Source organism: Pseudomonas sp. BBP2017 (assembly GCF_003024385.1).
Lineage (GTDB): Bacteria > Pseudomonadota > Gammaproteobacteria > Pseudomonadales > Pseudomonadaceae > Aquipseudomonas.
In genome coordinates this window covers 121,338-141,859 of record NZ_PVZN01000014.1, presented here as the reverse complement: position 1 = coordinate 141,859, position 20,522 = coordinate 121,338, and the positions used below count along the sequence as shown (strand labels likewise).

Here is a 20,522-nt window from a genome sequence, read left to right as displayed (position 1 = left end):
TATCGATGGAATCCATTTTTAACATAAGTAAAAAAGCGATAACAATCACCTCGTCGAATCCAATCGTTCTAGGTGATGTCATGCGTGTTTCCAACAAATCCTTCGTCGAGCGTATCGTCCACGCCGTAGGCTTCGAGGCCATTGCCGTCCTGATCTGTGCCCCGCTCGGCGCCTGGTTGCTCAATCGTTCGATGCTGGAAGTCGGTACCCTGGCCGTGGTGCTGTCGACCGTGGCGATGCTCTGGAACATGCTCTACAACAGCGTGTTCGACCGGCTCTGGCCGGCTGAGCGGGTCAAGCGCAGCGTCAAGGTCCGGGCCCTGCATGCCAGCGGTTTCGAGATCGGTTTTGTGCTGATCGGTGTACCTATCGCTGCGCTGATGCTCGACCTGTCGCTGGTGCAGGCGTTCATGCTGGAGATCGGTTTCTTCGTCTTCATGCTGCCCTACACCATGGCCTACAACTGGGGCTATGACCTGCTGCGTCAGCGTCTGCTCAAGGACCGCAGCGCAAGGCTGCAGGTGCAATAAACCCAAAGGGCTTGGACTCGTGAAATTTATCTGGTAGTTTTTCATGAAAATATACCAATAAAAATTCACGAGACTCGCCATGTTCAAGCAATCCGCCCAGCATGTCGCCAGCTATTACGCCCGCACCTACCCAGGTGTCATCCCGCTGCGCCCTACCCTGCACGAGCGTCTGGACACCGAAGTGCTGATCATCGGTGCCGGTTTCAGCGGTTTGCACACGGCCCTGCGCCTGGCCCTAGCGGGCAAGCGGGTGACGCTGCTGGAGGCCAGCCGTGTGGCCTGGGCTGCGTCGGGGCGCAATGGCGGGCAAGCGCTGCTGGGCTGGTCGTGCGACATGCAGCCGCTGGAAAAAAATCTCGGCATGGAACGCGCGCGCCGTTTGTGGGACAGCATACGCTGGGCCGCCCACGAGATGCGCGAACTCCCTGAACGCCATGGTTTCGATATCGACTACCGTCCCGGCAGCCTGTGGACCGCGGTGTTGCCCCGGCGCGTCGGCATGCTGCGCGAAACCCAACGCGAAGCCTGCGAAAAATGGGGTTACGACGAGCTGCAACTGATCGAACGTGAAGCCTTGCCGGAGTGGATCGACAGCCCACGTTACCAGGCCGCGCTGTACGACCCGCAAGGTGCCCACCTCAACCCGTTGAAACTGGCCCAAGGCCTGGCATCGGCGATTGAGGAGGCCGGTGGACGCCTGTACGAACAGACCCGCGTACTCGATTACCGTGAGACCGCCAATGGCTTTATCGCCCGAACCGAACACGGCGAAGTGCGCAGCGACGTCTTGATCCTGGCCTGCAATGCCTACATCGACAAGCTTGACCGGCAACTGTCGCGGCGCCTGCTGCCGGTGGGCTCCTACCAGGTAGCGACTGTGCCCCTGGACCCCGTCTTTGCGCGTTCGCTGCTGCCACGCAACAGCTGCGTGATCGACAACCAGTTCGTACCGGACTATTTCCGTCTGACCCCTGATCACCGCTTGTTGTTTGGCGGTGGCTGCACCTATCTGGGCGGCATTCCCCAAGACGTTGCCGCAGCCACCCGCCCGGTGCTGGAGCGCGCCTTCCCGCAGTTGCGTGGAGTCGCCATCGAGCATGCCTGGGGCGGGCATCTGGACTGCAGCCTGCGGCGTACCCCGGACATTGGCCGCAGCGGCCAACGCTACTGGTTGCAGGGCTTCTCCGGGCATGGCGTACTGCCGACCCTGGCCGGCGCCCGCGCCGTCAGTGATGCCATTCTCGGCGACTGCGATTTGCTGGCGTTGTACCAGGCCATCGACAACGGCCGCTTCCCCGGCGGCGATTTGCTCGCCGCCCCGCTGGAAGCCGCGGCCAAGGCCTGGTATCGACTGCGCGACAACCTTTGAGAGGACAACACCATGGACATGCAGGATGAAATCGAAGGCCTGGCAATCCTGATCCGTGACCTGCGCAAACACCGTAACCTGACGCTCGGTGAACTGGCCCAACGCATCGACCGATCAGTAGGCTTTCTGTCCCAGGTCGAGCGCGGCCTGTCGCGCCCCACCGTGGCCGATCTGACCGCCATCAGTGAAACCCTGGATGTACCCACCACCTATTTCTACAACCTGAGCAAACCACGGCAAGTGGACTGGGTCACCCGCCCAGGGGAGCGGCGCACGCTCTACTACGCCGGTGGCATCACCGACGTGCTGGTCTCGCCCAAGCTCACCGGCAGTTTCTCCATGCTCGAAAGTCACCTGGCACCCGGCGCCACCAGCGGCGAGGGGCACTTGAACGACAGTTCCGAGCAAGGCGGTTTCGTCCTCGAAGGGCAATTGAGCCTGTGGCTCGATGACAGTGAAGAACCGGTGACCCTGGGCCCCAACGACAGCTTCCAGCTACCGCCGCACAGTCAGTTTCGTTACGCCAACCTCACCGAGCAACCGACACGGGTGCTCTGGGTATTCCGTTGAACCACGCTGCAGGATCGCAATCGATGACAACAACAAAAAGCTTTCCCGATCTGCTCACTGAAGTCCGTGACTTTCGCGCTCGATTCCCCAAGGTGCGCTATGTCGACCTGATCAGCCTGGACATTCCCGGGCACTTCTATGGCAAGCGCTACCCTATCGACATGCTCGAAAAAGTTGCCGCCGGCAGCCCCTTGAAACTGCCGCAGAACTGCGTGCTGCTGGGCGTCCAGGGCGGTCTGTTCCCAATCGGCGACTACTGTTTCCACGATGGTGACCCGGACGCGCCACGGCGCCTGATCCCTGGCACCCTCAAACCGGTGCGCTGGGAGAGCCAGCCGCTTGGGCAGATGCTGATCAGCTCCGACGGCACCCACGCGCCCATCGAGTTCGAACCGCGGGAAGTCCTCGCCCAGGTCCTGCAGCGTCTGCAGCGTCGCGGCATTCGCCCGGTGGTCGCGTTCGAGCTGGAGTTCTACCTGTTCGATCGCAGCCTAAAGGAAGGCCTGCCACAATTCCCCCGCGACCCGTTCAGTGATGATCCCGACGACCAGCCGAACATGCACATCGAACGCCTGTCACGCTACTCCGACGTGCTGCGCGAGATGGTCGAGGCTGCCAATGAGCAAGGCGTGGATGCCAACGTCATCACCGCCGAACTTGGCCCTGGTCAATTCGAGATCAACTTCGGCCACTGCGACGACGGCCTGCGCGCTGCCGACTGGGCGGCGCTGTTCTGCCGCAGCACCCGTGGCGTGGCGCTCAAGCACGGGATGCGCGCCAGCTTCATGAGCAAGCCTTACCTGGAGGCACCGGGCAGCGGCATGCACGTGCATGTCAGCCTGTATGACCAGGATGGCAACAACCTGCTCGCCGCCGACGAGCAGCGCCCCTTGCGCCATGCCGTGGCCGGCTGCCTGGAGCTGTTGCCGAACTGCATGCCGATCTTCGCCGCCAACCACAATGCCATGCGCCGCTACGGTGCCATGGTCAACGCCGCCAGCCGGGCCAGCTGGGGCTTTGAGGATCGTGACGCGTGCATCCGCATCCCCGAGTCCGATCCGCGCAACCTGCGCATCGAGCATCGCCTGGCCGGTGCCGACGCCAACCCTTACCTGGTGCTGGCCGCCATCCTCAGCGGCATGGAGCACGGCCTGGATGCTGCCCAGGAACCCATCGCACCACTCAATGAAGACCGCAGCAGCGGCATCGAGTTTCCCAAGGACATGCTCACTGCGGTCAGTGCCATGCGCCAGCACCCGGTGGTCAACCAGAGCCTGGGCAGTGAATTCGTGATGGTCTACTGCGAGAACAAACGTCAGGATCATTTGGCGTTCATGCAGGACATCAGCGCCCGGGAGTACCGCTGGTTTCTTTGAGCCGATAGAAGCTCGCGCCCATCGGGGTGGAATCAATTTCGCCCCGATGACTTCGGCAAAATGCTCATACTCAACGTTGCACCCCACCACTTCACAGTAAAAGCGTAGGCTTTGCCTGAGGTCGGAAATGATCAGCTCCGGGAGCAGGGCATTCATCTTGAACATGTGCTGCTTCCCTTCAGTCATTTACGAGCCAATCTATCTATAGATCGTTGAGCAAACCAGGAAATTGACCCAATGAGCAAAGCACCCTATACCCCGCCCAAGGTCTGGACGCATGACGCACCGTCGGGTGGCGAATTCGCCAACATCAACCGGCCAGTCGCCGGGCCGACCCATGACAAGGTACTGCCGGTCGGCAAGCACCCCTTGCAGCTTTATTCATTGGCCACCCCCAATGGCGTGAAGGTCACCATCCTGCTCGAAGAACTGCTGGCGCTCGGCGTTACCGAGGCCGAGTACGACGCCTGGCTGATCCGCATTGGCGAAGGCGATCAGTTCTCCAGCGGTTTCGTCGAGATCAACCCCAACTCGAAAATTCCGGCCTTGCTGGACCGTAGCGTGGAGCCTGCCATTCGCGTGTTCGAGTCCGGCTCGATCCTGCTGTACCTGGCAGAAAAATTCGGCCATTTCCTGCCCACCGACCTCGCCGGGCGTACAGAAACCTTGAACTGGCTGTTCTGGCAAATGGGTTCGGCCCCCTACCTGGGCGGCGGCTTCGGGCATTTTTATGCATACGCGCCGGAGAAGTTCGAGTACCCGATCAACCGCTTCACCATGGAAGCGAAACGCCAACTCGATGTGCTTGATCGCCGCCTCAGCGAAAACCGCTATCTGGCGGGTGACAGCTACACCATTGCCGATATCGCGATCTGGCCCTGGTACGGCCAGTTGGTGCGCGGCAACCTGTATTCGGCAGGTGAATTCCTCAATGTGCAGCAATACACCCACGTGCAACGCTGGGCAGAAGAAATCGCCAAACGCCCTGCGGTACTGCGCGGGAAACGGGTGAACCGGACCTGGGGGGATGAAGCGAACCAGGTGCCGGAACGTCATCAGGCCGCGGATCTGGGAGGAAGAGACTGAGCGCCTGCAGGCCCGGCGTCCATCACTGCTTCGCAAACAAGCCGCTAAGAAAGGAGTTCAGCCATGCTCGTGTGAACTCCGCTGTCAACCTTCCAGGTGGCTCGGCTTGTTTCACCGTGCACGAAAACGGATTGCCTGGTTAGCCGCTGGCCAATGCCAAGAGCCGTACGCTCCAATAAACGGCAATCGCCAGCTGTACAGCGAATGCGGCAAACCTGCAGAAGACCGCCGCAACGCGTTGCGAGGCCAGATGAATGCAGGACTGAATCAGTCGCGCCAACGCCCACGCAATGAATCCAGCCAATACGATCGCACTTGGCCTTGTCATCGGACGTCCCTCAATGATCACTGAAGATCCCGCCAGCTATCCGAATCGTAGACATAAGAATTGCCAAGGATACTGTCGTAGCGAATCAGCAAGCGTAATCGACTCTTGGCAATGGCCATGACCGCCGCAGGCTCATGGTCTTCCAGCATCACTGTAGTGGTGTTGAATTTTTTACCAGGTGGAATGAACTCGCCGACGATGAACCATTCGGCGTGTTGTTCATAAGGAATAGCCCCGAACAACCTGCGACTGGCCGCCTCGAGCAAATCCGGCCCCTCGCCCTGCAGTTGCACGCCATCAACCCAGAGGCACACCTCACGAATGATGGCCGGCCCCAGCCCATTGTTTTCCAGCGTGAAACAGTAGGACCTGGTCTCGACGTCGGTGCTGTTCCAGGCTGAAAGATGTGGCGTTGCCATCCGTCGATTGTGCTGTTCATGCATTTTTATCTGCCTGGCACTCAAGCGTACGGCGACACACGCGACGAACACCGAAGCAAACGCCACCACGGCCGTCAACAACGTTGACACCTCAGACAACCAGCCTGACTGGGCTGTTACGAGGTTCACAACGTAATCCTGTATGGGTTCCATAGGGCCCATCCCGGCGGTGTCGGAACGTCAAAACCGCACACTACATCGCGTGTCTGAGAAGCATAGCAACAGGCTGATAGTGCCTGAGATTGTTTGGCACGCCCGACAGCGCTCAGCTTTAATTTAATTGATGTGCCCAGGCGTTTCTTTACGACACTCACTATCGAGAGCACTGTCATGAACAAGCCTGTTGTCGCGCTGGCCGCCGTGCTATCAGCGCTAGCTGGCTGCGCTACTGACGCCCATGTCTATCGGGACCAGCCACTGGTTGCAAAGGTTGAGACGGGCATGGACAAAGCACAAGTCCAGCGCATTGGCGGCAAGCCATTATCAGAAACCGAACGTACCGTGGTGCCCGGTACCTGCTTTGACTACATGCTCACCCGACCCGGCGAAGAACAGCCTTACCATGTCAGCTTCGATGGCGCCGGAAAAGTGGACCACAAGAGTTTCATGACCTGCGCGCAGTGGAGTCGCGCCCAACAGAAATCCAAGGAACCACCCAGTAATATGGGGGGCATGGGGGGCTCAGGCTATTAGCGCTGCAGTGCTTTGCGGCCTCAGCAACTGGGCCCGCCTAAGGCGGACTCACGTTGATTTGCCGAGTCTGCAGCGTTGGAGGGTACGGTTCTGTGGCAAGCTGTCAGCTAGCGACTTTGAAACAAAGACAAACACTGGTCCCCACCTGCTCCTGACTACTGAGACTCACATCCCCGCCAAAGCGCTCCATGATCTGCTTGACCATGATCAAACCGATGCCCAGCCCGCCCAGTTTAGTGGTGTAGAACGACTTGAAGGCCATCATCTCCTGCTGGCGGGTCATGCCTTTACCGCTATCGTTGATCGAGAGGTAGAGCTTTTTCCCATCTGCAGACAGACTGGTGCTGATCGCCAACCGGCCGCCATCAGGCATTGCTTCAATGGCATTGGCAATCACGCTGTTGAGCACCTGCGCGAGTAACAGCTGATGACTCACCACCAGTGGGGTGGGCCCAGAAACAAACGCTACCTGGACTTTCGAGTAAGCCAGTTGCTGCTCAAAGGCACTCAACACCGAATGAACGGCGCCGACCAGATCAACCTGTTCCGACTCTCCCCGCAACGGCCGTAGACACAGCAACAAATCCCTTACCCAGATCGACATGCGGTCAACCTGACTGACAATATCCGCAATATTTTTCCCGGCTGGCTGCCCCTTCATGCTTTGCGCCAGCTCGGCGCTGGTGCGGATGCTTGCCAACGGGTTACGCATGCTATGCGCGACCGCGGTCGACATTTCCACCAGGCCGCCATAGGTCTTGTTGGCCACCAGTTGATCCTGCTGGGAGGCCAGCAACTTCGATGCCCGCCAGACGATCCAGAACAGCCCGAAGTAAATGCCCAGCCCGCCCAGCGCCGTGGCCATCCAAATCAGGCGAAAGCCCCGATTGACCCTCTCGATCAAGTCCACCGGTTCTTTATAAATTTCCACCATCGCCAGAACATTGCCTTGTTCATCAATCAGCGGAATGTAGTTCTCGATAAAGAACGCCTGTGGCGGCTGAATAAACTGCTGCTCGAGCCGTCCATCCTGAACCTCGTTATACCTCGCCGAAACGCGTTCCCTGGAGGTAAAAGCGGCCTCCAGTGCTGCATCTCCCACTATCTTGCGCCCCACCAATGCCGGATTGGTTGACCAGGCAACGACCCGATCAGGCGAATAGATAGTCGCTAACAAAATATCCGGAAGATGGGCGAGATGGTCCAGAAACTCGGAACGTGCGCGCCCCCGGTTAAGCGCCGTTTCCTCGTTCAACATGCCATACACCGACGGCGCCAGCACCGCCCCCATCTGCATGCCCGAGAGGTCGTGATGGCGAATTTCGCCGATGGCCACTGCCTGGATGAACTGAGCCGACAACAGCGCGTCGCGTTCGAGGCTCTCATTCATCAGAAACCGCGTCGACAGCGATCCCAGGCCAATGGCAACAGCACCAATGATCAGAAAGCTGATGACCGAGAACCAGCGCAGCAGATCGAACGGCTCAGTGGTGCCAATGAAACGGGCGCCGCGAACAGGAAAGTATCTGGACCAGAATGACGCTGCATGCATAGAAGAGACTCGCCAAGCGTAAACAGCAACGATTAAACGTCCTTGATAGTCGGCGGCCCAGACAGACACCAACGCTACCTACACTTTAGCCGTACATTTGAACAGCATCGACCAGACCAGTGAGTTGCAGCCGCGCCATAAACCCAAGCGTCCAAGCAGTGGGCTTTGTTTAGCGTGACACCTTTGATTTCAGGTGGCATGGCGGCGCGTCTTACAGCTCAATTCAGGTCGCTGGACAGCCAGCGGTGGTTAGAAATGGATTTCCGCGTTCTTGATGCCGAGGTCGCGTAGTTCGTGGATCAAATCATCCAGGTGCACAAACGACTCGACTTCCTCGTTCTCATCCACCAGAAAAAAGCTTCTTCCGGCGTTTTTCTTGAAGAACACGATCCACTCTTTGGTGTTAGTCGGGTTCGCAATTACGTGGGTGTCAAAGCATACGCCTTCGGCATGCCGAGCCTTCACATCGTTTCGTTTCATTCAAGTCACCACGCGACATCCGCGTTTGCACGTTTCTACTCAAGACTGGCCGACTTCACTACTGCTGAATCGGCAGCGCCCGGATTTGCACTGGTCCTGCCAGCTCTAAGCACTCGCCATTATCACCACATGATAATACTATGCACATGCACCACTTGGGGAGCCTGCGATGATTGCAGTACGCGAAGCCTGGAAAGCCGGGTTGTTCAGACGGGAACATTGGGTACGCAACCTTGTATCCGGTGTGATAGTCGGTGTCGTGGCACTCCCTCTCGCCATGGCCTTTGCCATCGCCTCTGGGGTTAAGCCGGAACAAGGTATCTACACGGCGATCATCGGCGGTTTGCTGGTCTCACTGCTGGGTGGCAGTCGTTTGCAGATTGCCGGGCCGACCGGCGCCTTTATCGTGATACTCGCAGGGATCACCGCCCAATACGGCGTGGATGGCCTGCAGCTCGCCACCCTGATGGCCGGCGCCATTTTGTTGCTACTTGGCGTCACTCGCCTGGGCGCCATCATCAAGTTCATTCCTGACCCAGTGATCGTCGGCTTCACTGCGGGGATTGGGGTGATCATTTGGGTAGGGCAATGGCAAGACTTCTTCGGTCTGCCCAAGGTCAATGGCGGACACTTTCACGAAAAGCTCTGGCACTTGTTGCAAACACTGCCCGAACTGCATGTCGCCACCACATTGCTCGCCATCGCCAGCCTCGCCCTACTCCTCGTGTCGCCCAGGTTACCGCTGCTCAAGCGCATACCTGGACCGCTGGTGGCAATGGTGTTCGCCACACTGATTCAATCACTGTTTCATTTCGATGGCGTGGCCACCATCGGCAGCGCCTTTGGCGAAATCCCCCAGGGTCTGCCATCCTTCGCCTGGCCAGACATCTCGGTATCACGGGTGATCGAACTGATCGGTCCGGCCTTCGCCATTGCCATGCTTGGCGCCATTGAATCGTTGCTGTCGGCAGTGGTTGCCGATGGCATGGCAGGAACCAAGCACGACTCCAATCAGGAGCTAATCGGGCAGGGCATCGCCAATCTGGTCGCCCCGCTGTTCGGTGGCTTCGCCGCCACTGGTGCGATCGCGCGAACTGCGACCAATATTCGCAACGGCGCCACCGGCCCGCTAGCCGGCGTGACACATGCCCTGACCCTGGTAATGATCATCGTGTTCCTGGCGCCACTGGCCTCGAACATCCCACTCTGCGCGCTGGCCGCGATCCTGTTCGTCGTCGCCTACAACATGAGCGAACTTAAACACTTCAGCCACATGCTGCAGCGTGCGCCACGGGCCGACGTTGCCATCCTGCTGATCACCTTCAGCCTGACCGTTTTCAGCGACCTGGTGATTGCGGTGAACATCGGCGTGATCCTCGCCATGCTCCAATTCATGCGGCGCATGGCCTCGTCGGTAGAAGTGCAACAGGTTGTCGAAGAGGAACTGACCAGTGAACTGCGTGCCAATAACCGAGTTCAGTTACCGCCGGGGGTACTGGTGTATACGATCGAAGGGCCATTGTTCTTTGGTGCAGCGGAAACCTTCGAACGTGTCCTGTCGCAAACCCACACCGATCCGCGGTTGTTGGTGATCCGCTTGAAGCGGGTGCCGTTCGTGGACATCACCGGCTTGCAAACGCTGGAGGAAGTGATCCAGCAACTGCATAAGCGGCACATCGTGGTGAAGCTCTGCGAAGCAAACCGCAAGGTGCTCAGCAAGCTCGACAAGGCGGGTATCCTGAAGACCCTTGGGACGGGGCATTACCACGACGCATTCATCGCAGCGCTGGAAGAAGAGGTTCAAGCGACACCGCCCTCTCCCTAGAGCTGACGCGTTGATCTGATGACGGCTAACGCTTATCCACGACGTGGTGTCTTGGCATTGGCCGTCAGCGTGGTCTTGGTCGCATACGTGACGCCATGGTGGTCCAGGTAATCCCTGATCAGTTGCCGCACAACCTGCGACGGCGTCAAATCCTGTGCGGCGCACAATTCCTCTAACGCCTTCTTCTTGTGAGGGTCAATGAGAACGGTAAGGCGGGCAGTCTTGGTTTCCATAAAACGTCTGTTACTTTCAGTCGGCGAATGTTAATCAAATTATAATGAACGGGGCCATGACTGTCATTGCAAGTGCTGCTGGGCTGGGTGAGGTGCGCCACTCACCGTCGTTATGCCGCCGCCCTGCCGATGAGCGATTGCGTCGCGGTCAGCAAAAACGCACCTTGGGCGACATTTGAATGTCGAGTCAGCAAATGAGATTACGTTTGCTCGATGTAAAAAAAAGCGGTTCAGCGCCTAGTCCAGAGCGCCATTGAGCACTTCGTAAATGATGCCCGTCGCAATAGCTACCAGAATCAGATCCGTCCCGACTTGCTGCCACTCATAACCCTCGTAACGCGGCAGATGTCCCAGCAGCCGTCCATCGAGCTTCTTGGCAATTCCGGGTGGCAGGGGCTTTCCTCTGGCTAAATTCTTCTGGATGCCCGGAGGCAGCGCAGCCCCCGGACTCCAATAGTCACGGTAGCTCGTCAACACGCTGAGAACGCTGCCACGGTCAACACTAGGCCCATGGCTCCAATCGGAGGCCTTCCCTTGCCCCTGGCCGCTGTGGCCTTGGGCTTTTTGCGAATTACCCTTGCCGTGCCCTTGGCCATTTCCGCCCGGGTCGGCCAACGCACCAGCAGAGCCTGCTACGAGTACAAGGCTGGTAAGTACAGCTATCACTGACCTGGGTCTGAACATTTGCGTTCTCTCAGAAAGGGGGGATGTCCCCTGCAATGTAGACGCTACTGGCCAAAAAAGTTCACCCCAAGCTGCGGGGTCAAGTACCGATGCATCAGCAATAGTCCCTAATCCCCAGGTGTGAAAGCCCAGCACGAAGGCTGGGCTGTGGTTATTTTCTGTTTTCCATCATCTTGTCGGCGAGCGCTTTGGCCCGTTCAATCAGCAGATTTTGCCGGTCTTCGTGAGTGACTCCTCCTACAATCGGTGCAGTCAGATTGCTTTCCGCAATTAATGCAGCACAGAAGTACTGATCCCAAACGGTTTGCGCCGACAACGGTTGATCCAGTTGGTCGATATCCATGTGCGGCTCCTTCTGATGAGGTAGCACTGCTATTTTACGCCCGGATTGAATCCGCGTTGCTGGAGATAGTCGGCGAACTGTGTGAGGTTCGGGAATTAAGGGGCGCCAGATGCAAAAAGCCCAGCGCGGGGCTGGGCTTCGTCGAAGGACTCAGATCGACCTGGCTACTCAAGAGCCAATCGTATCATCGATCATTTTTAGAGGACGACCTAACCGCGTTGCCTAGCCCTTTAGCATTATGATCACCCGGAGTGGTTGATGATATTGCGGTTGACTTGGACAAGCCGCGGGTGTCCTTGGAATGAGCGATACCGGAAGTGGAAGTACCATGACCATTATCGCTATTGCGGTCGCTGCCGTAGTGCTGACCACTCACGCCGTGATCTCGCGTCGCCGTACCGGAATGATCACCTCCAAAACCGGCACCGTTGCTTTTACCACCATGGCTGCCATTTCCTGCGCCCATGCCGCCTCCGTGCCCGCCACCATGGCCACCTCCATTGCCACCACCGTGGCCACCACCGCCCCCGTTACCCCGTGCGTAAGCTGAGCCGATAGGAGAAAGGTCGGCCGGTAACAGCGCTGCTGTCCCCATCAAAAATGCACAGGCAAGCACGGCCATGGTTTTCTTCATTTTTTGTACGGCTCCAAAGGTAGGATTGAGTATCCGGTATGACCTAGCACGCCCCATTAAGTTCTTGCCCTGCCGACGAAATGCACGCGCCACAATCACAGATCAGATGCCTGCAAACCCGATGAACATGGCGGAGGATGCGGCAGTCTACTTATAAATTTTCTGTCATCGATACCTAAGCTAACCGCATAAGATCAAACACTTGTTGCTCATGGCCTCGCTTAGGTAAAAATAAACTAATTCAACCGTCCGAAAGCCAAATCCTTAACCACATTAGCGATCATAATGTTTGGCCATTGAGTTGATCACAGACCGCACTCTCAGAGGGCAAATATAGTCACACGATGACACCGGCAGCTTCCATCTAGACAATGGCATGAAGGCGGTACAGGCTCACAAGTTTCATTTGCCAGCAGCATACCGACAAGCAGCTGCAGCGACACCCGGTGTAACTTGCGCGTTACACCTCAACCAATCCTATGCATAAGCATTGGAAAATACAATTTGCGCATTTGAAATAGCGATCAGTTCCGTGATTACTAATTTCCGCTCGATTCAAGCGTCAACAATCGAGTTGAGCGGGCGAGATTCGGCTTTAGCTGTCGCGTGCATGAAGTCATTAGTGAGCTTGAGCGACAAGTGGGGCAAGGGTTGACGAGCAATGGGTACAACCCGCCCACAGGTCACCGGCCAAGCGCCATGTGTCCCCGTCTGTATAAAAACTGTACTCACGCACAGGAAGACGATCATGCACACAGTTCGCAGCACCTTGGTGGTGGTGGATTCGCAACAGTCCACGGATCAGATCCTGAACAGAGCCAAAATGATTGCCAGCGCTACCCAATCGCACCTGCACCTGCTGGTCTGTTGCAAGGGAAATCATCACTCTCCCTACTTACACGACATGCAGAGTGCTATGCAAAAGGAGGGCTATAGCATCAGCGTTCAACAAGCCTGGCATGGAAGTTCACACAAATCCATCATCGCCGCTCAACAGGCGGAAGGCTGCGGCCTTGTAATCACCCAGCACTTACCCGATAAACCGCTGATAAAGCCCCTTCTCACCCCTGAGGATTGGAAACTGCTGCGATACTGCCCCAGCCCGGTGCTAATGGTAAAAACAGCCAGGCCTTGGAGCGGTAGCACCATTCTTGCGGCCGTCGATGTCGGCAATAGTGACGTGGAGCATCGGGTCCTTCATTCCGGTATCGTCAGCCACGGATACGACATCGCCCAACTGGCCGGCGGCGCTCTACACATGGTGAGCGCCCACCCCTACCCCATGCTCTCAGCGAGCGACCCCATGCTTCAAGTCAAAGAGAGCATTCAGGCTTTCTATAGCGAGCAATGCAAGAAATTCCAGACCGAATTCCACATCAGCGACGAACACCTGCATATCGAGGAAGGCCCGGCAGAGGTACTAATCCCGTACTTGGCGCACAAACTCGAAGCGGCGCTAACGGTGATCGGCAGCGTAGCCCGTACCGGACTCAGCGGCGCCTTGATCGGCAACACCGCCGAAATGATTCTGGACACACTCGACTGCGACATACTGGTGCTCAAGCCGGACGACATTATCACTCACCTGGAAGAACTGGCCGCCCCACCTTCGAGACTATCGGCCGATATTGCGGCGTCCTCTTGGCCATATAACCATCACAATCATCATAACCATCGGCCAGACTCGTAGGCGTAAACCACGCCTCAATAATCGCTTGATGGTGGCTGCTCGCCGACAAGGGCTACGACGCCATGGTCTCGCTAGCTTGCTCCATGCGGTGTCTACGACATCGCTTTTCGTACAGAGCCGAGCACCTGGTCGTGCATCCAGTAATGGGCAAGACAACATTGAAACAACTACTTGAAAGCGTTGGGTAGAGCGCGAATCCATATGGCCTTTTTATCATGCTATTTGGAATATCAATCATTCAAACATCGAAATGCGCCTACACACTGGTCTGGCCAGCGGCCTCTTTCTGCCAGGCGCGCTGCAGCAGATCCATGACTTCATCGTCTGTAGTCTGCGAAAAATCCACATACCAATAGCCGATTGAAGTCAGCCATTGGGGGGTTAGCGGACAGACCACTTCATCGACCTCACCACGCAGTTGCTCCACCGTCTCAAGCGGGGCCACCGGAGCAGCGGCGACAATACGAGACGGTGCATGGGTACGTACCGCATGAATCGCGGCGAGCATAGAGGCGCCTGTCGCCAGTCCATCGTCAATCAGGATCACGACCTGATCCTTCAGATACAACGGTGGCCGGTTACCTCGATACACCCGCTCGCGACGCAACAACTCTTGTCTTTCCCGGGTGAGGACAGCATCGAAACTGGCTTTGTCGGGCGGATTAGCACGTAGTGCTTCCTCATTCATGATCCGCACACCACCACTGGCAATTGCGCCCATCGCGTACTCAGGGCGTGATGGAAAGCCCAGCTTGCGGACCAACATCAGGTCCATGCGAACCTTCAGTGCGCAGGCGACCTCGTACGCAACCGGTACACCGCCACGAGGCAAGGCGAGGATAATCACGTCGTCTCGATTGGCGTACTTAAGCAACGGTTCAACCAGACGGCGTCCAGCCTCGACCCGATTCACAAAGGTATATTGCGGCGTAGGGCTGTTCGTCATTGAAATCTCCTGAGGCGATGCTGCCCTCGCATGAACAGCCTCGATCAGCCCTTTACCAGGTTGAATGGGCTGTCAGTACAAGCCAGCCTGCTCCCTTCCAACCGTCCCGGGTTGATTTTGATCAAATGTGCAATGACAGTCCGTCGATTCGCAAAGCACGTTCACGTCACAGAAGTTGACGACTTAACTTATGTCAGAAAACCAAACAGCCTTTTCGCTATGCTTATTGTTGACTTCGCCGGCTCCCTGCCCTCCTTCGTCGTGCCAGGAATTGCGTCATCAGCTATGCACCCATGCTACCGGAGATTGCCATGTCGCCACTTCCCCAACGACTACGGGTCTATGACAGCGATGAACTGGCGGGCGTATTGCAGGCGATGGCACACCAGGCTGCAGCGTTGCTACCTGCCACACAGGCCGCATTGGTCGGTATCCAACGCCGTGGTGAACCGCTGGCACAGCAGCTACAGCATTACCTGGCGCAACTGACCGGCCGACCCGCCGTGGCGCTCTATCCGGTCAAAGTCAAACGCTACGCTGATGACCTGACCGTGCTCCACCACCATACGGAACTCACCGAAAACCCCGCCCTGAATGCGCTGGACCTCGCCCATACCACCGTACTGGTAGTTGATGACGTATTGTACGAAGGTCACTCGCTGCTACGTACCTGTGCTTACCTGGCGCAACTCGGTGTGCGTCGTCTGCACACGGCGGTATTGGTGGATCGGCATGTCTGTCACCAGCCGATCCGTGCCGACATCGTTGGTATTCACCTGCAGGTGGCCCCCCAAGACATCGTCGAATGCAATGTCCCTCCCTATGAGGCTGAATTCTGCATAGAAATAGTGCGCCATGGTGTCGCCTGCTGAGCCGCTAGCATCAACCAAGCGCTTGCTTCGGCGGTTTGACGGCAAGCACGCTGCAAATGGCCTGACCGACGATTCGCTCCGTGGTGTCTCCAATCAGTTTTGCCCATCGCTTGGGTTGCACCACGCCCATGACCAGCACATCGATCGCCAACGTCTGCACTTGCTCCGTGATGATCTGAACGGGGGCACCTTGCAGAAAATACCGATGCGCAAGGGAAACACCATGTGCGTCCGCCAATGCATCAAACGGGGCTTGCAGTGCTTCGCGCAATGGTTCGATCCAGGGTTTGGCGAGGCTGGCATTGGCCAGCAGTGGTGCAGGCAGGTCATACACGGACATAAGGGAAAGTTGCCCGTTGCACTGCAATGCCAGGCGCTGGGCAGCGCGAATCAGCTGCTGATTGAATACTTGCTGCTCCGGCCCGGGGTCAGAGACATCCACGGCAATCATAATGCTCCGAGGCATGGCCGGTGCATCGGGTGCAACGAAATGGATCAACCCTGCATAGTGACGTAACAGGGCGTGCTCAAGCGAGGGCTGGAAGGCCCGGGCGAGTAACGATGTTGGGTGGCAACGCGTGATCAGCATGTCTGGATTCAATTCAGTGATGTAATCCAACACTGAGGCATGCGCATCCTCCGCTTGCATCACCTCGCCGGTCAGTTGCAAGCTATCGTCTCGCAACTCCTCCATAAGGTCGTTAAAAGACTTCTTGAAATGGTTGAGTGAGGCATCAGCTACTTGTGGGTCTCGCAGCTCATCGTGCAGGCGTAGCTCAGACTGCTCAAATATCCCCAACACATGCAATGCCGCTCCGCTGGCTTTGGCTAGCGAAACGGCTCGATGCAGTGCAGCTGATCTCGGATCGACCTCGCTGAGGATCAACAATAGCTGGCGGTACTGGCTCATTCGCCACCTCCTGCGAGGAAAAGCCCCGGACAATGCAATTATCGAAGCTTGTACCGTGATCCTCTTGATAAAAATCAAGGCTGCGCAAGCTGGCAAAGTCAAACTGGATGTATACCTCTCGCATTACAACCAGAGCCATGCTCGTTGGAGGTCACCATGAAAGCCTTCTCACGACTGCTACTGATCTGCCACCCCGAGCTTCATGCGTCTGCGGCCATGGCACGCGCACAGGCTTTGGCCAGGAGCACCGCAGCAACTCTTCATCTGGTAATTCTCAGTAAGCTGCCTTCGCGGCTGGCCACGCTGAACCAAGCCTTGCACCGCAGCGCCCACAAACAAGAACAGGAACGCCGCCAGGCCTGGTTGAACGAGCAGGTGCATGAACTACGTAATCTAGGCATCAAGGCCTATGCTGAAACAGTGGATGAGGATGATCCGCTAAACGACCTTATGCGCCTGGCGCAGCTGCACCGTATCGATATGATCATCAAGGACATCACGTATGAGACGGCCTTGAGCCGCGCCCTGCTTAAGCCGCTTGATTGGCAGCTGCTACGCCATTCTCCAGTCCCCCTGCACCTGGTGGCCCACGCTGAACTCCAACTGCCGACCCGGGTACTTGCAGCGGTGGACCTGTCCCAGGATGACCCCGTCATGGAAAAACTGAATACCCGGATCCTCGAGTCAGCAAAGGCGATAGCACTGCAGTGCAAGGCGCAACTGCACCTGGTGCAGGCCTATGACTGGAACCGAAGTTTTGTCGCCTATGCTGCCGTACCCGTTGCGTGGAACGACCAGCTGCTGGAGCAAATGACCGGGCATGCCAACGAGCGCATGCATCAGCTAGGCGCACGTTTCGGCATCGACACAGGACAGCAGCACATGATCAAAGGCCCGGCAACCTGCGTCATCAGCGACTATGCCAACCAGAACGGATTCGATGTCGTGGTGATGGGCACCCTTTACCACGAAGGTATCTCGAGGATTGTCGGCAGTACGACAGAGCAGGCGCTCTACAAGGTGCGCTCCAGCATCCTGGCGATTCATAGCTGATTCGGCTGGACCGTATGTTGAGATCAAACCCGCCAGTGGAGCCCAACCATGGATAACAACCGTCCACTCTTGTTTGCCCTGCGGGGCAGTGAAGTCTATGCCACTGGCGTGGCTAAGCGGTTAGGGTGGCAACTGGCGTCGCACGAAGAACGCAACTATGAAGACGGCGAGCATAAGTGTTGGCCAACAGTGACGGTCAATGGCTATCAGGCCGTACTGTTCCATTCGCTCTACAGCGATGACCGACAGAGTGCCCATGACAAGCTCTGTCGCCTCTTGTTCTTTTGCAACGCGCTCAAGGACGCTGGTGCCTGCCAGGTGAAGGTTGTAATCCCTTACCTGTGCTATGGACGCAAGGATCGCCGGGTCGAAACTCAGGATGCCACCATCACTCGCTACGTGGCGGCCATGATGGAGGCCTGCGGCGTGGACCAGTTGGTCACGCTGGATGTCCATAATCCGGCCGCATTTGACAATGCTTTCCGCATCCCGGCCTGGAATCTGCAATGCGCGGAGTTGTTCGCGGAGTATTTCGTGTCGGTTGTTGGCGACGCGCCCGTGATGGTGGCATCACCGGACTTCGGAGGCATCAAGCGCGCCGAACAGTTTCGCCAGGCCCTTGAGCGTCAACTGAAACAGCCGGTAGGCAGCGCCCTGATGGAGAAGCATCGCGAACATACATCCCTGACAGGCATGCACCTGGTTGGCAACGTATCAGGCAGGACAGTCATTATTTTTGACGACCTGATCAGCACCGGCCAAACGCTCATCCATGCCGGCCAAGCCTGCCGTAAGGCAGGCGCCATTCGCCTGTTCGCTGCAGCAACCCATGGCCTGTTCACCACAGGCGGCCAACTATTCGATACCTCGCTGTTCGAACGCATCGTAATCGCCGACAGTGTGCCGCCCTTTCGTTTGCGATCAGAATACGTGAATGGTCAGCTACAGGTACTCGACAGTACCGCACTAGTGGCAAACCTGCTGGCGCAAAGCGGTGCGTATACGACTGCCTGAGCCGCGACAGACAGTAATCGGGCGTCAAATCGCCAGAATTTTGCAAGGAACCTGGTAAAGCAGGTGTTCGGTCGTGCTGCCAAAGAGCCTGTCCAGGCCGTGAGCCGGAGGAAGCAAGGTCTGCGTGGCTAATGTCGCCCAAGTAGGTCAGGACAGATCGCAAATGACGGCATTCCCAATGAACAAGGGCTCGAAGCTGTGTCATTCGGGAAACGGGGGCTGCTGGGGCGGCGGGTTGTTTTCCGGAATATCGGTCATCGTCGCCTCTGTGAGCAGCAGGATACTGGCGACAGAAACAGCATTTTCCAAGGCGATACGCACCACCTTGGTGGGATCTATGATGCCGGCGTCATACATATCCACGTAGTCATTGGCGGCGGCGTCGAAGCCTATGCTACCCGACTCGGCAAGCATGCGAGCGACCACCACACCCGAGTCCACCGCCGAATTCTCGGCGATCACCCGCGCTGGGGCTTCCAGAGCCCGGCGCAATATTTGCAATCCGGTCTTGAAATCACCCTCTTTGTCGACCTCCTCGGCCAGGATGCCTGGTATTGCCTTGAGCAACGCCAGTCCACCGCCTGGAACGATACCTTCGGCAATGGCAGCGCGGGTCGCTGCGATAGCATCATCCAGGGCATCTTTGCGGGCCTTCATTTCCGCTTCCGAGGGCGCACCCACCCGAATTATCGCAACGCCACCCGCCAACCTGGCGAGGCGCTCCTGCAATTTCTCGCGTTCATAATCGCTAGTGTTGGTCTCCATTTGCGCCCGGATCTGCTGCAAGCGTGCCTGAACAGCGTCTTGCGTGCCTTTTCCACCAATCAAGGCCGTACTGTCTTTGAGCACGACGACTCGATGCACCTGGCCCAGTTGAGCGAGCTCCAATTGCTCAAGATCGACACCCAGTTCGGTGGACACCAGGGTTGCGCCGGTCAGCACTGCGATGTCCCGAAGCATCTCCTTGCGTCGGTCACCGAAACCCGGGGCTTTGACCGCCACCGCACGCAGTACGCCGCGGATATGATTCAGGACCAGTGTGGTCAGCGCTTCTCCGTCGATATCGTCGGCGATCACCACCAGCGGCTGGCCACTTTTGGCCACCTGTTCAAGCAATGGCAGCAGGTCCTTGAGCACAGCAATCTTGTGATCACATAACAATACAAAGGCATCGCTGAGCTCGACCTGCATTTTCTCAGTGTCAGTGACGAAATAAGGCGATACGTACCCCCGGTCGAAACGCATGCCATCCATGATTTCGACCACGGTTTCCGTGGTCTTGGACTCTTCGACGCTGACCACACCTTCGACGCCCACTTTTTCCAGTGCATCGGCAACCAATTGACCGATCAATGGGTCGTTATGAGCCGACAGCGTGGCCACCTGGGCTTTTTCCTTCAGTGTACTGACCGCGCGTGACTGTGCCTGCAGCGATTGAATGACCAGTGCCAGCCCACGATCCAGGCCACGCTTGAGGTCGATTGCGCTCGCACCCGCAACGACATTGCGTACGCCATCAGCCAGAATCGCATGGGCCAGGACTGTCGAGGTACTGGTGCCATCCCCTACGGCATCACCCGTACGCTCCGCTGCCTGGCGCAGCATCTGCGCACCGAGGTTTTCTTCTGGATCTTGCAGGTCCACCCGTTTGGCGATGGAGACGCCATCGTTGCACACTGTCGGCCTGCCCCACGTGCTCTGCATCAGCACCGATTTGGACTTTGGCCCCAAGGTCACACGCACGGCGTCGACCAACTGAGTGGCACCCCTAAGGATCTTTTCTCGTGCTGCAGACCGAAACAGGATTTTGCTGTGGGGCATGGAGGATGCTCCTGACCGGATCGACGAGGGAGAAACCGTGTTCAGCATCTCGCCGAATCATCAGCGGCGCTTG

The 20,522-nt window shown here is 57.5% G+C and carries 22 protein-coding genes; 12 read left to right on the top strand and 10 right to left on the bottom strand.

Going from position 1 to position 20,522, the window contains the following annotated elements; all coding sequences use genetic code 11:
- Positions 1-80: 80 nt before the first annotated feature.
- The 5 genes from C6382_RS17550 to yghU all read left to right on the top strand — a co-directional run bounded on the left by C6382_RS17550 (position 81) and on the right by yghU (position 4,931).
- Positions 81-530 carry a multidrug/biocide efflux PACE transporter gene (locus C6382_RS17550; protein WP_107025633.1) on the top strand — a complete coding sequence of 150 codons (450 nt, stop codon included), beginning with the start codon at positions 81-83 and terminating at the stop codon, positions 528-530.
- A gap of 79 nt (positions 531-609) precedes the next feature.
- The gene (locus C6382_RS17545) at positions 610-1,899 is read left to right on the top strand and encodes an FAD-binding oxidoreductase (protein ID WP_107025632.1); all 1,290 of its coding nucleotides are present in this window, start codon (positions 610-612) and stop codon (positions 1,897-1,899) included.
- Positions 1,900-1,911: 12 nt separating this feature from the next.
- Positions 1,912-2,469 (top strand): helix-turn-helix domain-containing protein, encoded by a 558-nt coding sequence (locus C6382_RS17540; RefSeq protein ID WP_107025631.1) that lies wholly within the window; start codon positions 1,912-1,914, stop codon positions 2,467-2,469.
- Positions 2,470-2,492: 23 nt separating this feature from the next.
- Positions 2,493-3,845 (top strand): glutamine synthetase family protein, encoded by a 1,353-nt coding sequence (locus tag C6382_RS17535; RefSeq protein ID WP_107025630.1) that lies wholly within the window; start codon positions 2,493-2,495, stop codon positions 3,843-3,845.
- Between the two features lie 237 nt (positions 3,846-4,082).
- Positions 4,083-4,931: a glutathione-dependent disulfide-bond oxidoreductase gene (yghU, locus tag C6382_RS17525; RefSeq protein WP_107025629.1), complete on the top strand. Its 849-nt coding sequence runs from the start codon at positions 4,083-4,085 to the stop codon at positions 4,929-4,931.
- Positions 4,932-5,276: 345 nt separating this feature from the next.
- Here the strand turns inward: yghU and C6382_RS17515 are convergent, their stop codons facing one another.
- On the bottom strand, positions 5,277-5,852 hold the full coding sequence (locus C6382_RS17515) for a hypothetical protein (RefSeq protein ID WP_107025628.1): 576 nt from the start codon (positions 5,850-5,852) through the stop codon (positions 5,277-5,279).
- A gap of 177 nt (positions 5,853-6,029) precedes the next feature.
- Between C6382_RS17515 and osmE the strand changes: the two genes are divergently transcribed.
- Positions 6,030-6,392: an osmotically-inducible lipoprotein OsmE gene (osmE, locus tag C6382_RS17510; protein ID WP_107025627.1), complete on the top strand. Its 363-nt coding sequence runs from the start codon at positions 6,030-6,032 to the stop codon at positions 6,390-6,392.
- A 103-nt stretch (positions 6,393-6,495) separates the two neighbouring features.
- On the opposite strand, the gene C6382_RS17505 is transcribed toward osmE, so the two are convergent.
- Both C6382_RS17505 and C6382_RS17500 read right to left on the bottom strand, forming a co-directional pair.
- A complete protein-coding gene (locus C6382_RS17505) occupies positions 6,496-8,013 on the bottom strand; it encodes a HAMP domain-containing sensor histidine kinase (protein WP_256589129.1) in 1,518 nt (505 codons plus the stop codon).
- Positions 8,014-8,193: 180 nt separating this feature from the next.
- Entirely contained in the window at positions 8,194-8,424 is a 231-nt protein-coding gene (locus C6382_RS17500) for a hypothetical protein (RefSeq protein WP_107025625.1), read from the bottom strand.
- Between the two features lie 169 nt (positions 8,425-8,593).
- Here C6382_RS17500 and C6382_RS17495 point away from each other — a divergent pair, with 169 nt between their 5' ends.
- Positions 8,594-10,249 carry a SulP family inorganic anion transporter gene (locus C6382_RS17495; protein WP_107025624.1) on the top strand — a complete coding sequence of 552 codons (1,656 nt, stop codon included), beginning with the start codon at positions 8,594-8,596 and terminating at the stop codon, positions 10,247-10,249.
- Positions 10,250-10,281: 32 nt separating this feature from the next.
- Here the strand turns inward: C6382_RS17495 and C6382_RS17490 are convergent, their stop codons facing one another.
- The gene (locus C6382_RS17490) at positions 10,282-10,482 is read right to left on the bottom strand and encodes a ribbon-helix-helix protein, CopG family (RefSeq protein ID WP_107025623.1); all 201 of its coding nucleotides are present in this window, start codon (positions 10,480-10,482) and stop codon (positions 10,282-10,284) included.
- Between the two features lie 56 nt (positions 10,483-10,538).
- On the opposite strand from C6382_RS17490, the gene C6382_RS24395 reads away from it, so the two are divergent.
- Positions 10,539-10,661 carry a hypothetical protein gene (locus C6382_RS24395; protein ID WP_256589128.1) on the top strand — a complete coding sequence of 41 codons (123 nt, stop codon included), beginning with the start codon at positions 10,539-10,541 and terminating at the stop codon, positions 10,659-10,661.
- Positions 10,662-10,719: 58 nt separating this feature from the next.
- Here the strand turns inward: C6382_RS24395 and C6382_RS17485 are convergent, their stop codons facing one another.
- The 3 genes from C6382_RS17485 to C6382_RS24390 all read right to left on the bottom strand — a co-directional run bounded on the left by C6382_RS17485 (position 10,720) and on the right by C6382_RS24390 (position 12,143).
- Positions 10,720-11,166 (bottom strand): anti-virulence regulator CigR family protein, encoded by a 447-nt coding sequence (locus tag C6382_RS17485; protein ID WP_107025622.1) that lies wholly within the window; start codon positions 11,164-11,166, stop codon positions 10,720-10,722.
- 151 nt (positions 11,167-11,317) lie between these two features.
- Entirely contained in the window at positions 11,318-11,509 is a 192-nt protein-coding gene (locus C6382_RS17480; RefSeq protein WP_107025621.1) for a hypothetical protein, read from the bottom strand.
- Between the two features lie 184 nt (positions 11,510-11,693).
- Positions 11,694-12,143 carry a hypothetical protein gene (locus C6382_RS24390; RefSeq protein WP_256589127.1) on the bottom strand — a complete coding sequence of 150 codons (450 nt, stop codon included), beginning with the start codon at positions 12,141-12,143 and terminating at the stop codon, positions 11,694-11,696.
- 748 nt (positions 12,144-12,891) lie between these two features.
- On the opposite strand from C6382_RS24390, the gene C6382_RS17470 reads away from it, so the two are divergent.
- Positions 12,892-13,833 carry a universal stress protein gene (locus tag C6382_RS17470; protein ID WP_107025620.1) on the top strand — a complete coding sequence of 314 codons (942 nt, stop codon included), beginning with the start codon at positions 12,892-12,894 and terminating at the stop codon, positions 13,831-13,833.
- Between the two features lie 256 nt (positions 13,834-14,089).
- On the opposite strand, the gene C6382_RS17465 is transcribed toward C6382_RS17470, so the two are convergent.
- Positions 14,090-14,779, bottom strand: coding sequence for a phosphoribosyltransferase (locus C6382_RS17465; protein ID WP_107025619.1), 690 nt, complete (start codon positions 14,777-14,779; stop codon positions 14,090-14,092).
- 311 nt (positions 14,780-15,090) lie between these two features.
- Between C6382_RS17465 and C6382_RS17460 the strand changes: the two genes are divergently transcribed.
- A complete protein-coding gene (locus C6382_RS17460) occupies positions 15,091-15,651 on the top strand; it encodes a phosphoribosyltransferase family protein (RefSeq protein ID WP_107025642.1) in 561 nt (186 codons plus the stop codon).
- A gap of 10 nt (positions 15,652-15,661) precedes the next feature.
- Here C6382_RS17460 and C6382_RS17455 read toward each other — a convergent pair whose 3' ends face one another.
- Positions 15,662-16,561 carry a universal stress protein gene (locus C6382_RS17455; RefSeq protein ID WP_107025618.1) on the bottom strand — a complete coding sequence of 300 codons (900 nt, stop codon included), beginning with the start codon at positions 16,559-16,561 and terminating at the stop codon, positions 15,662-15,664.
- Positions 16,562-16,717: 156 nt separating this feature from the next.
- Here C6382_RS17455 and C6382_RS17450 point away from each other — a divergent pair, with 156 nt between their 5' ends.
- Both C6382_RS17450 and C6382_RS17445 read left to right on the top strand, forming a co-directional pair.
- On the top strand, positions 16,718-17,614 hold the full coding sequence (locus C6382_RS17450) for a universal stress protein (RefSeq protein WP_107025617.1): 897 nt from the start codon (positions 16,718-16,720) through the stop codon (positions 17,612-17,614).
- A 48-nt stretch (positions 17,615-17,662) separates the two neighbouring features.
- Entirely contained in the window at positions 17,663-18,628 is a 966-nt protein-coding gene (locus C6382_RS17445) for a ribose-phosphate pyrophosphokinase (protein WP_107025616.1), read from the top strand.
- A 201-nt stretch (positions 18,629-18,829) separates the two neighbouring features.
- Here C6382_RS17445 and groL read toward each other — a convergent pair whose 3' ends face one another.
- Positions 18,830-20,449 carry a chaperonin GroEL gene (groL, locus tag C6382_RS17440; protein ID WP_107025615.1) on the bottom strand — a complete coding sequence of 540 codons (1,620 nt, stop codon included), beginning with the start codon at positions 20,447-20,449 and terminating at the stop codon, positions 18,830-18,832.
- Positions 20,450-20,522: the final 73 nt, after the last annotated feature.